Raw genomic sequence first — 16,004 nt, forward strand, 5'->3', positions numbered from 1 at the left:
AATCCATCATATTGCCCTTATATTCTATAGATAGATATATGGAGTGCAAAAATGAGAATAGATAAGTTAACCACTAAATTTCAAGAGGCCTTAAGTGAGGCCCAAAGTATCGCTTTAGCTAAAGATAACCAATATATTGAGCCAGCTCATGTATTACTGGCAATGTTGCGTGATTCTGATGGCGCTGCCAAGAGTTTATTAACCCGTGCCGGCGTCAATGTTTCAGGTCTTGAAAAAGGTGTTGAGAAAGTTATTGCTAATTTGCCTCAAGTGCAGGGTACTAGCGGTGAGGTTCAGGTCGGCCGTGATTTAAGCAATTGGCTCAATCTTTGTGAAAAAGAAGCCAATAAGCGCAATGATCAATTTATTGCTGGTGAATTGTTTTTGCTAGTAGTGGCTGATGACAAGGGCGAGCTCGGTAAAGTAGCTCGTGAAAATGGATTAAATCGTAAATCGTTAGAAGCGGCTATTGATTTAGTACGCGGAGGAGAATCAGTGAATAGTGCAGATGCTGAAGGTCAACGTGAAGCCCTCAAGAAATACACTGTCGATTTAACCGAGCGCGCTCGTATGGGCAAACTAGATCCCGTGATTGGTCGTGATGATGAGATTCGTCGCACCATTCAGATTTTGCAACGACGCGGTAAGAATAACCCTGTGCTCATTGGTGAGCCTGGTGTTGGTAAGACCGCCATTGTTGAAGGTCTGGCGCAACGCATCGTGAATGGCGAAGTTCCAGAAACCCTCAAGAACAAACGCGTTCTTGTCTTAGATATGGCCTTGCTATTGGCTGGCGCTAAGTACCGTGGTGAGTTTGAAGAACGTCTCAAAGCCGTTCTGAGTGACGTTGCTAAAGATGAAGGTCAAACCATCATCTTTATCGATGAGATTCATACGATGGTGGGTGCCGGCAAAGGTGATGGTGCAATGGATGCTGGCAATATGCTCAAGCCTGCTTTGGCTCGTGGTGAATTGCATTGTATCGGTGCAACTACTTTAGATGAATACCGCAAGTACATCGAAAAAGATCCTGCACTAGAGCGCCGCTTCCAAAAAGTGATGGTGGAAGAGCCAAGCGTTGAAGCAACGATTGCGATCTTGCGTGGTTTGCAAGAGCGTTATGAGCTTCACCACGGTATTGAGATTACTGATCCAGCGATTGTGGCTGCTGCAGAGTTATCGCATCGCTATATTACCGATCGCTTCTTGCCGGATAAGGCTATTGATCTTATTGACGAGGCTGGTTCACGCATTCGGATGGAAATTGATTCCAAGCCAGAGGTGATGGATAAATTAGAGCGTCGTCTCATTCAGCTCAAGATTGAGCGTGAAGCAGTGAAGAAAGAAAAAGATGATGCTTCTCAAAAGCGCCTTGGCTTGATCGAGGATGAAATTAAGCGCCTAGGCGCAGAGTACGCCGACTTAGAAGAGATCTGGAAAGCAGAGAAGGGTGCCGTATTAGGTGCTGCCAATCTAAAAGAAGAGATTGAAAAAGTACGTGCTGACATTGTGAAGTTGCAGCGTGAAGGCAAGCTTGAGAAAGTTGCCGAGTTGCAATATAGCAAATTGCCGGAGCTAGAGGCTAAGCTCAAGTCTGCCGCTGCAGCTGAAGCTAAGGGTGATAAAGATGGTGTTGTGAAGAATAAACTTCTTCGCACCCAAGTTGGCGCAGAAGAAATTGCTGAAGTGGTGTCTCGTGCTACTGGTATTCCGGTATCGAAGATGATGCAAGGCGAGCGCGATAAGCTTTTGAAGATGGAAGAACTACTACACAAGCGTGTAGTTGGTCAGGAAGAGGCTATTCGTGCGGTATCGGATGCGATTCGTCGTTCCCGTGCCGGCTTGGCTGAAGAGAATCGCCCTTATGGCTCTTTCTTATTCCTAGGGCCAACTGGTGTTGGTAAGACAGAGTTGTGTAAGGCATTGGCTGGCTTCCTTTTTGATAGCGAAGATCACCTCATTCGTATTGATATGAGTGAGTTCATGGAGAAGCATAGCGTTGCACGCTTGATTGGTGCTCCTCCAGGCTATGTTGGTTACGAAGAGGGTGGTTACTTAACTGAGCAGGTTCGTCGTCACCCCTATAGCGTGATCTTGTTTGATGAAATTGAAAAGGCACACCCCGATGTCTTTAACGTTCTTTTGCAGGTATTGGATGATGGCCGTTTAACGGATGGTCAAGGACGTACTGTCGACTTCAAGAACACGGTGATTGTGATGACCAGCAATATCGGCTCGCATCTGATTCAGTCGATGACTGATAAGAAGCAATCGGAAATCAAAGATGCTGTATTTGAAGAACTCAAAAATCATTTCCGTCCAGAGTTCTTGAATCGTATCGACGAGATTGTCGTATTCCACGGTTTAGATAAAGGTAACATCGCCAACATCGCTAAGATCCTGCTGAAGAATTTGTCTGATCGTTTGGCAAAAGTCGATATGCAGCTAGAAGTCAGTGATGCAGCCTTGAATAAGATCGCCGAAGTTGGTTTTGATCCTGTTTTTGGAGCAAGACCACTCAAGCGCGCTATTCAGCAACACATCGAGAACCCTGTTTCGAAGATGATTTTGGAAGGTAAATTCGGACCTAAGGATGTGGTGCCTGTGGATGTGGATAAAAAAGGCGATTTCAGCTTCACACGCTTAGTTCATTAAGTGTTGCTATGCAGTAATACAGATAGTTTTGCAGGAATTTGCCTGCGCCAGTAAACTCGGTACATGACTGTTGCGCTCTCAAGTGGTCGTGCCAGTGATGTCCGGGTTATTGGTCTCATGAGTCTGGCTCACGGCAGCTCCCACTTTTTTCATTTGATTCTGCCACCCATGTTCCCATGGTTGAAGGATGCTTTTGCTCTGAGCTATGCTGAACTTGGCTTGCTCATGTCGATCTTCTTTGTCGTTTCTTGTATTGTGCAAGCAGCTTCAGGTTTTTTAGTGGATCACATTGGCGCCAGACCAGTTTTATTTGCTGGTATTGGCTTGTTAGTACTCGCGGCGTTAACGTACTCACAAAGTAATAGCTATCTTATGTTGCTAGTGGGCGCAGTAATCGCGGGATGTGGTAATGGTATTTTTCATCCGGTTGATTACACCCTCATTAACCATAAAGTATCTCCACCAAACTTACCTTATGCCTATTCCATGCATGGGGTTGCAGGATACCTCGGCTGGGCTGCTGCACCAGCTTTTATGGTTGCAATTACCCAGTTGTCTGACTGGCGGATTGCTTTCTTATGTGCAGCATTATTAGAGGTTGTAATTCTCATCACTCTTTGGGTAAATAGAGAATACTTGCTTGATGATGTGAAGGAGCGACACGCAGAAAGCCATGCGAGTGATCAGGCTATAAACCCCGGGGCAACACCAGTAAGCCCGTTCGCCTTCTTAAGATTGCCTGCAGTTTGGTTGTGTTGGATTTTCTTTTTCTTCAGCATGGCCTCTACCTCTAGTTTGCAATCCTTTGCACCCAGTGCGCTTTTTGGGATTTACCAGATCCCTTTGAGTGTGGGCAGCTATTACATCACCTTATTAGCATTAGGAAGTGCTGCCGGTGTTTTGTTTGGAGGCTTCTTGGCAGCTAAGTTACAAGCACCAGAACGAATTGTTTCAACATGTTTATCAATGACGATTGCAATGTGTTTGTTGCTTGCTACTGGATTAATGTCGCTTGCATTTATTCCCATCATTTTCTTTTTCATTGGGTTTGGTTATGGGGTTGTCGCACCCTCACGTGATCTTTTAGTAAAGCGAGTTACTCCTCAAGGTGTAGCAGGGCGAGTCTACGGAATTGTTTATTCTGGGATTGATCTTGGCGCTGCAGTTGGCCCCTTTATCTTTGGATTCTTTATGGATGCTGGGCTGCCTACTGCGCTTTTCCTGGGAATTGTGTTGTTTCAGCTCACCATCATTCCGACCGTCTTCAGGGTCTCCTCTAGTTCCCGACCTAAACCTGCTTGATAGGTCCATAAATTTTCATAATGTGAAAAGTCATTACGCTGCGTAAAATGCACTGTAATAACTTATAGCTTGCCTCATTCCAATCAGTGAATCTTTTTTTCACATTATAAAAAATATAAATTAAGTCGTTGTTTTTAATGATTTAATTATTTTTTATCTATCTCTTAAATAATGCTTGCTTGCTTTTCCTAACTGGCTAAACTCTTATATAAGACATAAGACTTGAAGAAGTCTTCAGGGTCCAAAAATTTGAAGTACTTGTTTAACTTAGGGAGAAAAACATGGCAGATCGCAAAGCAGAAATCGCAGCACTACAAAAAGATTGGGATACCAATCCACGTTGGAAAGGTATTACCCGTGGCTATACAGCAGAAGATGTAATTCGTCTCCGCGGCTCATTGAAGATTGAGCACACTCTAGCAAAACATGGTGCAGAGCGTTTGTGGGATTTGGTAAATAACGAAGCTTACGTAAACTGTTTAGGTGCTTTGACTGGTGGTCAGGCAATGCAACAAGTGAAGGCTGGCGTACAGGCAATTTATTTATCTGGTTGGCAAGTGGCTGCAGACGGTAACTCCTATGCTGCCATGTATCCAGACCAATCTTTATATCCAGTTGATTCAGTTCCTAAGATGGTTGAGCGTATTAATAACTCATTCCAGCGCGCCGACGAAATTCAGACTGCTAAAGGTATTAACAAAGGTGATGCAGGTTACATCGAGTATTTTGCTCCAATTGTTGCTGATGCTGAAGCCGGTTTCGGTGGTGTATTAAACGCATTTGAATTAAGCAAGGCATTGATCAAGCAAGGTGCTGCCGGTGTTCACTTCGAAGATCAGCTATCTTCAGTAAAGAAATGCGGTCACTTGGGTGGCAAGGTATTGTTACCAACCACTGAATCTGTACAAAAATTGATCTCCGCACGTTTGGCTGCTGACGTCATGGGCGTTCCAACCATCATCTTGGCTCGCACTGATGCTGAGGCTGCTGACTTGTTGACATCTGATTATGATGCGAATGACAAGCCATTCTTGACGGGCGAGCGCACAGCAGAAGGCTTCTACAAAACACGTAAGGGCTTGGATCAAGCAATCTCACGTGGTTTAGCATATGCCGCTTACGCTGATATGGTTTGGTGCGAAACAGGTACGCCTGATCTCGAGTTTGCTCGTAAATTTGCTGAAGCAATTCGTGCGAAGTTCCCAGGCAAGATGTTGGCCTACAACTGCTCACCATCTTTCAACTGGAAGAAGAACTTGGATGACGCAACTATTGCGAAGTTCCAACGTGAATTAGGCGCAATGGGTTACAAGTATCAATTCATCACATTGGCTGGTATTCACTCTATGTGGTACAACATGTTCGACTTGGCTCAAGACTACATGCAGCGCGGTATGACTGCATATATTGAAAAAGTCCAAGAGCCAGAATTTGCTGCTCGTGATCGTGGCTATACATTCGTTTCTCATCAACAAGAAGTTGGTACAGGTTACTTTGATGACGTGACTACCGTAATTCAAGGTGGCAAGTCTTCTGTGACAGCATTGACTGGTTCTACCGAAGAAGAGCAGTTCCATTAAGAATCCCTAAGTAGTTTGTAGCAGCAGTAGCACTCATTACTGCCACGGCATCTAAATTACCCCACAAGGGTGACTTAGGTGCCGTTTTCGTATACATTCTCCCCATGGCAAATTGCACACTTTGTAAGGAAGATCTAAAGCCCGAAGAGGGTCAGTTAATTTGGCGCGGAGATGACTGCCGCGTCATTCTCGTTAATGATTCTGACTTGCCTGGTTTTTGTAGGGTGATCTGGAATCGACATGTTCCTGAAATGACTGATCTGACTTATGGTGAGCGCGAGCATCTTATGACACTGGTCTTTGCTGTTGAAGAGGCTATACGCCATGTGATGCATCCAGATAAAGTCAATCTTGCCGCCTTAGGCAATATGGTCCCGCATATTCATTGGCATATCATTCCTAGATATAAAGACGATGCGTTTTTCCCTGGCTCAGCTTGGTCCAAGCGGGTACAAGAAACTCCAACATCTGTATTGCTAGAGCGCACAAGAAAATTATCTCAATTACCAGATGCAATCAAGGCAGAAATCGCATCCCTGATTTAAACGAGCTTTTTTAATGCCTCGAGGTATTTGTCAGGGCTGAGTTGCCCACCTTCACGTTGTGCTTCCCACATCGCTTGCCCTAAGCATTCCATGATGAGATGTTGAGCTTCATGCATTGATCCTAGTTTTTGGGATAGTTTGTCTGCAATTTCTTTAATGCCGGGCGGCTGATCGATTGATATCTGCTCGCTAATCGATAGATGCATTGAGAGATGGAGGAAGGGGTTCGTCTCGCCCCGCTCAGGCGTGTAGTCTTGGGCTAATGCACCTTCGGGATCCGCAAGTAGTGAGTGGTATTCGGGGTGCTCGGCCATCCAATCTCCAGCAAGCGTTTCCATTGGATCCAAAATCTGGCCCGTAGTTTTCTTTTTCCAGACATCGCAGAAAAAGCGGCGGACTTCTTCTCGAGTTGGATTAAATATCGCCACGAACTTTTCCTTTTCCTGTTTTTTGTTTGAAGCCGCATAAAGGCTCAACAATGCATTGAGCGCAATCTGGGTTCCGGGCTTTACAAGTATATCTACCGTGCAAAATAAGCCAATGATGGGCATCTAGTAGATATTCTTTGGGAACGCGTTTCAATAATTGCTCCTCAACTTTTAGAACATCTTTTCCGGGAGCTAAACCAGTTCGATTCGAGACTCTAAAGATGTGCGTATCAACGGCAATCGTAGGCTGGCCAAATGCAGTATTCAGAATGACGTTGGCCGTTTTTCTACCAACACCTGGCAGGGCCTCTAATTCTTCGCGGGTTTGTGGAACTTTGCCGTGATGTTTTTCAAGCAAGATGCGGCAAGTCTCTTGTATATGCCTACCCTTAGAGTTAAATAAACCAATGTGCTGAATATATGGCTTGACCCCTTCTTCGCCAAGATCTAATAGGGCTTGAGGAGTATTGGCAATCTTAAATAACTTACGGGTACCCTTATTGACTGATACGTCAGTTGCTTGGGCGGATAGCAATACTGCGATCAGTAACTCAAATGGCGAGTTGTACTCAAGTTCTGTGGTCGGTTTGGGATTATTCGCTTTGAGCTGCTCAAAGAAAGTGTGCCTTTTTTCGGGGTTCATCATTTCTTTTGCTGAGCACGTGCGATTGCAGCAGCAATGATGGCGCGCTTACGCTCTTGTTCTTTTAACTGTTCATCTGATGTTGGCTTATCGGCATTCACTGCAATTAACTTAGCAGCGGCTTTTTTGGCCAAGCGTTCGTCATTATCTTTTTGCTCTCTATCGAGGCGTTGCTCTCGGTCGTGATAGCGCTGACGTGAGATATCGGCTAGATCTTGTGACCAGGCATTCCAACCGGTTTTATTATCTGTGACATCAATCATGCTGATGCAATCAACGGGGCAGGGCGGGATGCAAAGATCACAACCCGTACACCACTCAGTTAAAACAACATGCATTTGTTTTGATGCGCCCACAATGGCATCGACCGGACATGCCTGAATACAAAGCGTGCAGCCAATACATTTTTGTGGGTCAATGAAGGCTACTGGCCTGGGGCGTTCAACTCCACACTCAGGATCAAGTGTGGGATGTAAATCAAATGCATCTTGAGGGTAAATTGGCACCAGAATTTTACTAAGCCGTTTAATACCCTCAATGCCTCCTGGCGGACAGCGATTAGGCAGGGCCTCACCACTGGCCATTGCCTCAGCATAGCCTCGACAATCTGGATAGCCACATTTAGTACATTGGGTTTGAGGTAGGGCATCCTCCAAGCGATTAGAGAGTTCATTCGCTTGTGTGATTTTCATTGCTGGATATTAGCTAAAAAAGTGAGGGCCTCAGCCCCCACCCATTGATGCCTAGTTAGAGCCTTCTAGTTTAGGAGGTCTTGCCTTACTTTTTTTGTGTACACCTTGGTGATCGCGGATAAAGTTTTTGATCTTTGGATAAACCTTATCGCGCCAACGACGACCGGCAAAGATGCCATAGTGGCCTGCGCCAGCAACTTCGTAGTGATCTTTATGTTCTTTCGGGATGCCAGTGCACAAGCCGTGAGCCGAACGGGTTTGACCACTTCCAGAAATATCATCAAGCTCACCCTCTACGGTTAGTAGAGCAGTATGTTTAATGTCATGTGGTTTAACAAGATCGCCAGCCACTTGCCAGGTGCCATTTGGTAAAGCGTGGTCTTGGAAAACAGTTTTGATGGTATCGAGATAGAACTTGGCATCTAAGTCCAGAACAGCGTTGTACTCATCATAGAAACGAATGTGCCCCTCTGCATCCTCTTCGTCGCCACGAACTAGGTTTTGGAAGTAGTCCCAATGAGATTGCAAATGGTTTTGTGGGTTCATGGCAATAAAGCCAGTGTGCTGCAGGAAGCCTGGATATACACGACGACCAGCTCCAGGATAGTTTGGCGGTACCTTATAAATCACATGACTCTCAAACCACTCATGTGATTTTTGCTCGGCTAAGTTATTGACTGCCGTCGGTGACTTACGTGCATCAATTGGACCACCCATCATGATCATGGAGGCCGGAGTAACCTCACCGGCAGATGCCATCAATGAGATGGCACCCAAGGTTGGAACAGTTGGTTGGCAAACAGAAATAACGTTCAAATCTTGAGCACCAATGACGCGGATAAATTCTTGAATGTAGTGAACATAGTCGTCAAGACCAAAGTCACCATCTTCAACAGGAACATTACGTGCATCAATCCAATCGGTAATGTAAACCTTATGATCTTGCAACAGAGTGCGTACGGTATCGCGTAACAGAGTAGCGTGGTGCCCAGACATAGGGGCAACTATTAGCACGACAGGATCATCTTTGAGGTGCTTGATGGTTTCTACATCATCTGAGAAACGCTTGAAGCGAACCAGATTGCAAAAAGGTTTTGCAACGATGGTTCTTTCATGGATCGCCACTTCCTGACCATGTGCATTAACAGCGCGAATACCAAATTCTGGTTTTTTATAGTTCTTACCTAAGCGGTAAAGAAGTTCATAGCTGGCAGCTAAACGCTCAGATCCTGGAACCTTAGAGGCTGGATTGGAGGCATTGATAAAAGCCTCAGATGCAGCGCGTGCCCATGAGCTCATGGGTTGAAGTAAGGCCTTTTGGAACTCGTGTAACTGATACAGCATATTACCTCCTGTAATTCTTGATAGCCGCCTATTGTGCTTTTTAGGCCAATACGCGGGCGATTGCTTTGGCCACTTTATCAATATTTTTGGTATTGAGAGCCGCGACACAAATACGTCCAGTAGAAAGTGCGTAAATGCCATCTTCCTTCTGTAAGCGTTCAACTTGCTCAGCTGTTAGGCCTGAGTAAGAAAACATTCCACGTTGCTGCTCAATAAAAGCAAAGTCTTGCTTTACACCAGCAGCAGCGAGTTTTTCAACGAGACCATGACGCATTGCTTTAATACGATCACGCATTTCTGCCAACTCATCTTCCCAGAGCTTGCGCAATTCTGCAGAGTTCAAAACAGCAGCAGCAATTGCAGCACCATGAGTTGGGGGATTGGAGTAATTAGTGCGGATGACGCGCTTTAATTGCGAGAGTACGCGAGTGGATTCATCTTTACTTTGGGTCACTATCGACAAAGCACCTACACGCTCACCATACAGTGAAAATGATTTAGAGAAAGAGCTGGACACGAAGAAGGACATACCAGACTGAGCAAAAAGTCGAACGGCGATGCCGTCCTGCTCAATCCCAGATGCAAAGCCTTGGTAGGCCATATCCAAGAACGGAATTAACCCTTTGTTCTTACAGATATCAATGACTTGACGCCACTGAGCTTCAGTAATATCTGCGCCAGTTGGGTTATGACAGCAAGCATGCAAAAGAACGGTTGTATTCTTCGGGAAAGATTCCAGAGACTTCACCATGCCATCAAAATCGACACCGCGGGTCTTGCCATCGAAGTAGGCGTATTCGACTACCTCAAAACCAGCAGATTCAAAAATACCGCGATGGTTTTCCCAGGTTGGATTACTAATGGCGCAAGGTGCATTTAAGTTGAGGCGTTTAATGAAGTCAGCACCAACGCGCAATGCGCCCGTACCACCTAAACATTCGGCCGTTACAACGCGGCCATCTTTAATCAGCGCAGAGTCTGCTCCAAACAATAAGTTTTGTACTGCGCTGTTATAGGGATTCGGACCTTCAATCGGGATGTAGCTACGAGGTGATTGCTTTGCAACTACTGCCTCTTCAGCTTTAATCACTGCCTTCAATAAAGGTACCTTGCCTTCGTCTGTGTAATAGACGCCAACACCGAGGTTTACTTTGTCGGGACGTTGGTCTGCAACGTAGGCTTCTGTGAGGCCAAAAATAGGATCTTTAGGGGCTAGCTGGACTGAGGCAAACAGGGTCATTTGAGGTCGGAAAAGGTGGTTTAGAGGTATTTTTACTATTTAATGACGTTAAATTAAGCTTAATTGTCGGTTTTGGGGGCCAGAATCAACTATTTCTAAATAAAAACGGCAAAATCATTGTTTGTACAAAATTCGCTGTGAAGAAAACTCACAGATGAAATGATAGCCGAGATGCCCCCTAAGTCCCCCAAAACTGCCACGAATTCTGCAGTTAAAGAAGATCTCAAAAAGCCTATTGCCGATCCATTGGGCGAGGCGGGCCACGACCTAGATCCGGCTAAATTTGTCAGTTTTCCGGACTCTCCCTACCAGCTTTATCAGCCATTTACCCCTGCTGGAGACCAGCCACAGGCGATTGATGCCTTGGTAGAGGGTATTGAGGACGGATTGACCTTTCAAACCCTCTTGGGGGTCACGGGGTCTGGAAAGACCTTCACCATGGCCAATGTGATTGCCAGAACAGGTCGTCCGGCAATTATTTTTGCCCCAAATAAGACTCTGGCTGCTCAGCTTTACAGCGAATTTAGGGAGTTTTTCCCCAAAAATGCCGTGGAGTACTTCGTTAGCTACTACGACTATTACCAGCCTGAAGCCTATGTTCCTCAGCGCGACCTCTTTATTGAAAAAGACTCCTCGATTAATGAACATATCGAACAGATGCGTTTATCTGCAACGAAAAGTTTGTTAGAGCGTCGCGATGTGATCATCGTTGCAACGGTGTCTGCAATTTACGGTATCGGTAACCCTGGCGACTATCACAGCATGGTGATGACTCTGCGCCCAGGCGACAAGATGAGTCAGCGCGATATTTTGATGCGACTGATCGCCATGCAATACGATCGTAATGAAACTGATTTCAAGCGTGGTGTATTTCGAGTGCGTGGAGATACCATTGATATTTTCCCCGCTGAGCATAATGAGTTAGCAGTGCGCGTTGAATTATTTGATGATGTGGTTGAGAGCTTGCAATTTTTTGATCCGCTCACTGGCAAGATTCGCCAAAAGATTCCACGCTTTACTGTTTACCCAAGTTCGCACTACGTCACTCCACGAGACACTGTTCTCAAGGCAATTGAAACCATTAAGACAGAGTTACGCACTCGTTTAGATGAGTTTGTCAAAGATGGAAAACTGGTTGAGGCGCAACGCTTAGAACAGCGCACCCGTTTTGATTTAGAGATGCTCAACGAATTGGGTTTCTGTAAGGGCATTGAGAACTACTCCCGCCACCTCTCGGGGGCTGCTCCAGGCGAGGCCCCGCCGACTTTGGTCGACTACCTGCCAAATGATGCCCTGATGTTCTTGGATGAGAGCCACGTTCTCATTGGACAGCTCAATGCCATGTACAACGGTGATAAATCACGCAAACATACCTTAGTTGAATTTGGTTTCCGTTTGCCTTCAGCAATGGATAATCGCCCGCTCAAATTTATTGAGTTTGAAACGAAGATGCGTCAAACCATTTTTGTTTCCGCTACACCAGCTGACTATGAAAATACTCATCAAGGTCAAGTAGTTGAGCAAGTCGCAAGACCTACTGGATTAGTTGATCCAGAAATTGAAGTATTACCTGCAAGTACGCAGGTTGATGATTTACTGAGTCAGATTTATGAGCGCGTCAAAGTGGGCGAGCGTGTTTTAGTGACAGTTCTGACTAAGCGTATGGCAGAGCAATTAACAGACTATCTTTCTGATAATGGTGTGAAGGTGCGTTATGTGCACTCCGATATTGATACGGTAGAGCGCGTAGAAATTTTGCGTGATCTTCGTTTGGGCGTCTTCGATGTCTTGGTGGGCATCAATTTATTGCGCGAAGGCTTGGATATTCCAGAAGTTTCTTTGGTGGCAATTTTGGATGCCGATAAGGAGGGTTTCTTGCGTTCTGAGCGCAGCTTGATTCAGACCATCGGACGCGCAGCACGAAATGTCCGAGGTAAGGCTATTTTGTATGCCGATCGGGTGACTGATTCCATGAAACGCGCCATGGGGGAGACGGAAAGACGCCGTACCAAGCAAATTGCCTTTAATAAACTGCATGGTATTGAGCCAAAAGGGGTTCAAAAGCGCATTAAGGACATCATTGATGGCGTCTATGACGTTAAAGAGAAGCGCCAGGAGATGCAGGTGGAGCAGGAGCGGGCTCGCTATGAGGATATGAGCGAGAAAGACCTGGCTGGTGAAATTAAGCGTCTAGAGAAGCAAATGAATGCCGAAGCCAAAAATCTGGAGTTTGAGAAGGCTGCCAGCACACGGGATCGCTTAACAAAAGTCAAAGAAATGGCCTTTGGGGCAAGGTCCCGAGATTCTGTTTAAAGACCCCATCAGCTAATTCCTGACTTGCCTTGAGGTTTTTTGGGATAATTCCCGAGCGATTTGATAGGGAATATGGTAAAGTTGAGTGGAATGGTCGGGTATTACCCTGCCGACCATGAGCTGTCCATAACAATCCATTACCAAGGTGACATATGAGACTTACAACTAAAGGCCGTTTTGCAGTAACCGCAATGATCGATTTAGCCCTGCGCGAAGCGCATGGCCCTGTAACTTTGGCTGGAATTAGCCAAAGACAAAAAATCTCCCTTTCCTATTTAGAGCAATTGTTCGGCAAATTACGTCGCTTCAACATTGTTGAGAGCACTCGTGGGCCAGGCGGCGGGTACACACTCGCGCGTAAGGCTCATGAAATTAGTGTTGCCGACATTATTGTTGCTGTTGATGAGCCCTTAGATGCGACTCAGTGCGGTGGCAAAGGTAACTGCCATAGTGATGAAGATGAGCATGGCCACTGTATGACTCATGATCTTTGGAGCAATCTGAATCTGAAGATGGTTGAGTATCTCAGCTCAGTGAGTTTGCTTAATCTAGTTCAGCAACAAGAAGGACGTGGCGTTGTTATTCAAGACATGCGTCAAAAGAAAATCAAAGTTGAAAGTGCTAAGGCTGAAAAAACAGCGCCAGCACTTGCTGCGAAAAAAGAAGTTGCTCCTAAAGCCCCATTAATTAATTCTGTATTTAATTTGGCGCGCCAAAGTTAAAAAAGTAATTCATCAAAATAAGTCAATCATGAACGCACCAAAAGACCTTCCAATTCAGCCGGTTCCGATGTTTAGCCCTGAGCACTTCCCAGTGTATATGGACTACTCAGCTACAACGCCGATTGATCCACGTGTAGTCGACAAAATGTTGCCTTACTTGCGTGAGCAGTTTGGCAATGCGGCATCACGTAGTCATGCTTATGGCTGGGCTGCTGAAGAGGCGGTTGAATGGGCGCGTTCAGAAGTGGCGCAACTCGTTCATGCAGATCCAAGAGAGATTGTGTTTACCAGTGGTGCTACTGAAAGTATTAATTTGGCATTGAAGGGTGCAGCGCACTTCTATAAAGATCGTGGCAATCACATCATTACTGTTAAGACCGAGCACAAGGCTACTTTAGATACCTGTCGCGAGCTTGAGCGTGAAGGCTATGAGGTAACTTACTTAGATGTTTTGCCGAATGGCTTAATTGACTTCGCGCAGCTAGAAACAGCAATGAAGCCAGGCACGATTTTGGCATCAGTGATGTATGTCAATAATGAAATCGGTGTAGTGCAAGATATTCCAGCTATCGGTGAGTTATGCCGTTCCCGCGGTGTGATTTTGCATGTGGATGCTGCCCAAGCTACAGGCAAGGTAGAAATCGATTTAGAGAAGACTAAGGTCGACCTAATGAGTTTTTCTGCTCACAAGACTTATGGTCCAAAAGGGATTGGCGCATTGTTTGTGCGTCGCAAGCCTCGTATTCGGATTGAGGCTCAGATTCATGGCGGTGGTCATGAGCGCGGCATGCGTTCTGGAACCCTAGCGGTTCATCAAATTGTCGGCATGGGCGAGGCATTCCGCATTGCTCGCATCGAGATGGTTGAAGAAAACAAGCGTATTCGTGCGTTACGTGACCGTCTCTTGGCAGGCTTGAAAGATATTGAAGAAGTTTATGTGAATGGTGACATGGATGATCGTGTGCCCCATAACCTCAATATTAGTTTTAACTATGTTGAGGGTGAATCAATGTTGATGGCCCTGAAAGATTTGGCAATCTCATCTGGTTCCGCATGTACATCAGCGTCATTAGAGCCTTCTTATGTATTACGGGCCTTAGGTCGTAATGATGAACTAGCCCATAGCTCAATTCGTTTTACCCTCGGTCGCTTTACGACTGAAGAGGAAGTGGATTTCACAATCAAGCTGGTGAAAGAAAAGATTGCGAAGTTACGCGAACTCTCACCATTGTGGGAAATGTTTAAAGACGGAATCGACTTAAGTACGATTCAGTGGGCAGCACATTAAGAATTTGAAGGATTAAAGAGGAAATACCATGGCATATAGTGAAAAAGTAATCGACCATTATGAGAACCCCCGTAACGTAGGCTCTTTTGAGAAGGGCGACGAAACCGTAGGTACCGGCATGGTTGGCGCCCCGGCTTGCGGCGACGTCATGAAATTACAAATCCGCGTAAATGATCAAGGCGTGATTGAAGATGCTAAGTTCAAGACATATGGCTGTGGCTCAGCCATTGCTTCTTCCTCGCTGGTAACCGAGTGGGTTAAGGGCAAGACCTTGGATCAGGCTTTAGAGATCAAGAACTCTTTGATTGCTGAAGAGTTGGCTTTGCCACCCGTGAAGATTCACTGTTCTATCTTGGCTGAAGACGCTATTAAGGCAGCGGTTGCTGATTACAAAGAAAAGCATCCGGCTAAATAAAAACTATGGCAATTACCTTAACCGACAAAGCAGCTGCACACGTTAACCGCAATTTAGAAAAGCGCGGTAAGGGGTGTGGTTTGCGTTTGGGTGTGCGCACTACAGGTTGCTCTGGCTTGGCTTATCAATTGGAGTATGTCGATGAGCCAGCCGCTGAAGACCAAGTATTTGAGTCTAATGGCATCAAAGTATTTGTTGATCCAAAGAGCTTGGCGTATTTGGATGGGACAGAGCTAGACTTTGTACGTGAGGGTTTGAATGAAGGCTTTAAGTTTCAAAATCCTAACGTAAAAGATGAGTGTGGTTGTGGCGAATCTTTCCGCGTCTGACGATTACTTTCGCTTCTTTGGTCTAACTCAGCAATTCACAATCGATTTGCCTGCCTTGGATCAGGCTTATCTTGCAATTCAGAAAGAAGTTCATCCTGACCGACATGCGCGCGGCAGCGATTCAGAGCAACGCTTAGCAATGCAAATGGCTACCTTGGCAAATACTGCTTTTCAAACTCTCAAGAACCCAGTGCAACGTGGTCTCTATATCTGTCAACTGAATGGTGTAGATGCCAAACTTGAAACGAATACTGCAATGCCAGCTGCCTTTCTGATGAAACAGATGGAGTGGCGAGAGAATCTCGATGAGCAGGCCGAAGATTTGCAAGCCCTAGAGGAACTCATGGATGAGGTCCAATCTTCTAAGCAAGAAACCCTCTCTGAAATCGCACAAGCGATTGATGGTGCCAAAAATTACCAACGTGCTGCTGAGCTTCTCAGGGGCCTCCTGTTTATTGATAAGTTCGCTGTTGAGCTTGATGACGCTATTGCGGCTTTGGCCTAGGCT

15 protein-coding genes are annotated in these 16,004 nt (G+C 45.7%); 10 read left to right on the forward strand and 5 right to left on the reverse strand.

From position 1 onward, the window contains the following. Nucleotides 1-51: 51 nt before the first annotated feature. The 4 genes from clpB (at nt 52) to B6A14_RS03885 (ending at nt 6,082) form a co-directional block, all read left to right on the forward strand. Nucleotides 52-2,655 (forward strand): ATP-dependent chaperone ClpB, encoded by a 2,604-nt coding sequence (gene clpB / locus B6A14_RS03870; protein WP_087909140.1) that lies wholly within the window; start codon nt 52-54, stop codon nt 2,653-2,655. Between the two features lie 63 nt (nt 2,656-2,718). Next, a complete protein-coding gene (locus B6A14_RS03875; protein ID WP_087909141.1) occupies nt 2,719-3,957 on the forward strand; it encodes an MFS transporter in 1,239 nt (412 codons plus the stop codon). 281 nt (nt 3,958-4,238) lie between these two features. Further along, complete coding sequence (gene aceA, locus B6A14_RS03880; protein ID WP_087909142.1) at nt 4,239-5,537, forward strand: isocitrate lyase; 1,299 nt, start codon at nt 4,239-4,241, stop codon at nt 5,535-5,537. A 104-nt stretch (nt 5,538-5,641) separates the two neighbouring features. Beyond that, nucleotides 5,642-6,082: an HIT family protein gene (locus B6A14_RS03885; protein WP_087909143.1), complete on the forward strand. Its 441-nt coding sequence runs from the start codon at nt 5,642-5,644 to the stop codon at nt 6,080-6,082. Here the strand turns inward: B6A14_RS03885 and B6A14_RS03890 are convergent. Genes B6A14_RS03890 through B6A14_RS03910 form a run of 5 tightly spaced genes read right to left on the reverse strand, consistent with a single transcriptional unit; the run spans nt 6,079 to nt 10,429 of the window. Next, a complete protein-coding gene (locus B6A14_RS03890) occupies nt 6,079-6,504 on the reverse strand; it encodes a DUF1841 family protein (RefSeq protein ID WP_087909204.1) in 426 nt (141 codons plus the stop codon). The genes B6A14_RS03885 and B6A14_RS03890 overlap by 4 nt on opposite strands. Further along, nucleotides 6,497-7,153, reverse strand: coding sequence for an endonuclease III (gene nth, locus B6A14_RS03895; protein ID WP_087909144.1), 657 nt, complete (start codon nt 7,151-7,153; stop codon nt 6,497-6,499). The genes B6A14_RS03890 and nth overlap by 8 nt, the downstream gene beginning before the upstream one ends. Then, entirely contained in the window at nt 7,153-7,845 is a 693-nt protein-coding gene (rsxB, locus tag B6A14_RS03900) for an electron transport complex subunit RsxB (protein WP_087909145.1), read from the reverse strand. The genes nth and rsxB overlap by 1 nt, the downstream gene beginning before the upstream one ends. A gap of 51 nt (nt 7,846-7,896) precedes the next feature. Beyond that, the gene (locus tag B6A14_RS03905; RefSeq protein WP_087909146.1) at nt 7,897-9,189 is read right to left on the reverse strand and encodes a polyhydroxyalkanoate depolymerase; all 1,293 of its coding nucleotides are present in this window, start codon (nt 9,187-9,189) and stop codon (nt 7,897-7,899) included. 40 nt (nt 9,190-9,229) lie between these two features. After that, nucleotides 9,230-10,429 (reverse strand): amino acid aminotransferase, encoded by a 1,200-nt coding sequence (locus B6A14_RS03910; RefSeq protein WP_087909147.1) that lies wholly within the window; start codon nt 10,427-10,429, stop codon nt 9,230-9,232. 159 nt (nt 10,430-10,588) lie between these two features. Between B6A14_RS03910 and uvrB the strand changes: the two genes are divergently transcribed. The 6 genes from uvrB (at nt 10,589) to hscB (ending at nt 16,001) form a co-directional block, all read left to right on the forward strand. Continuing rightward, complete coding sequence (gene uvrB / locus B6A14_RS03915; protein WP_407947030.1) at nt 10,589-12,742, forward strand: excinuclease ABC subunit UvrB; 2,154 nt, start codon at nt 10,589-10,591, stop codon at nt 12,740-12,742. Between the two features lie 152 nt (nt 12,743-12,894). After that, nucleotides 12,895-13,464: a Fe-S cluster assembly transcription factor gene (locus B6A14_RS03920; protein ID WP_087909148.1), complete on the forward strand. Its 570-nt coding sequence runs from the start codon at nt 12,895-12,897 to the stop codon at nt 13,462-13,464. A gap of 28 nt (nt 13,465-13,492) precedes the next feature. Continuing rightward, nucleotides 13,493-14,752 carry an IscS subfamily cysteine desulfurase gene (locus B6A14_RS03925; RefSeq protein ID WP_087909149.1) on the forward strand — a complete coding sequence of 420 codons (1,260 nt, stop codon included), beginning with the start codon at nt 13,493-13,495 and terminating at the stop codon, nt 14,750-14,752. 28 nt (nt 14,753-14,780) lie between these two features. After that, a complete protein-coding gene (gene iscU / locus B6A14_RS03930; protein ID WP_087909150.1) occupies nt 14,781-15,167 on the forward strand; it encodes a Fe-S cluster assembly scaffold IscU in 387 nt (128 codons plus the stop codon). 5 nt (nt 15,168-15,172) lie between these two features. Further along, on the forward strand, nt 15,173-15,496 hold the full coding sequence (gene iscA, locus B6A14_RS03935; RefSeq protein ID WP_012357505.1) for an iron-sulfur cluster assembly protein IscA: 324 nt from the start codon (nt 15,173-15,175) through the stop codon (nt 15,494-15,496). After that, a complete protein-coding gene (hscB, locus tag B6A14_RS03940) occupies nt 15,474-16,001 on the forward strand; it encodes a Fe-S protein assembly co-chaperone HscB (protein WP_236635648.1) in 528 nt (175 codons plus the stop codon). The genes iscA and hscB overlap by 23 nt, the downstream gene beginning before the upstream one ends. Nucleotides 16,002-16,004 lie beyond the last annotated feature (3 nt).

This window comes from Polynucleobacter hirudinilacicola, assembly GCF_002192535.1.
GTDB classification, from domain to species: Bacteria; Pseudomonadota; Gammaproteobacteria; order Burkholderiales; family Burkholderiaceae; genus Polynucleobacter; species Polynucleobacter hirudinilacicola.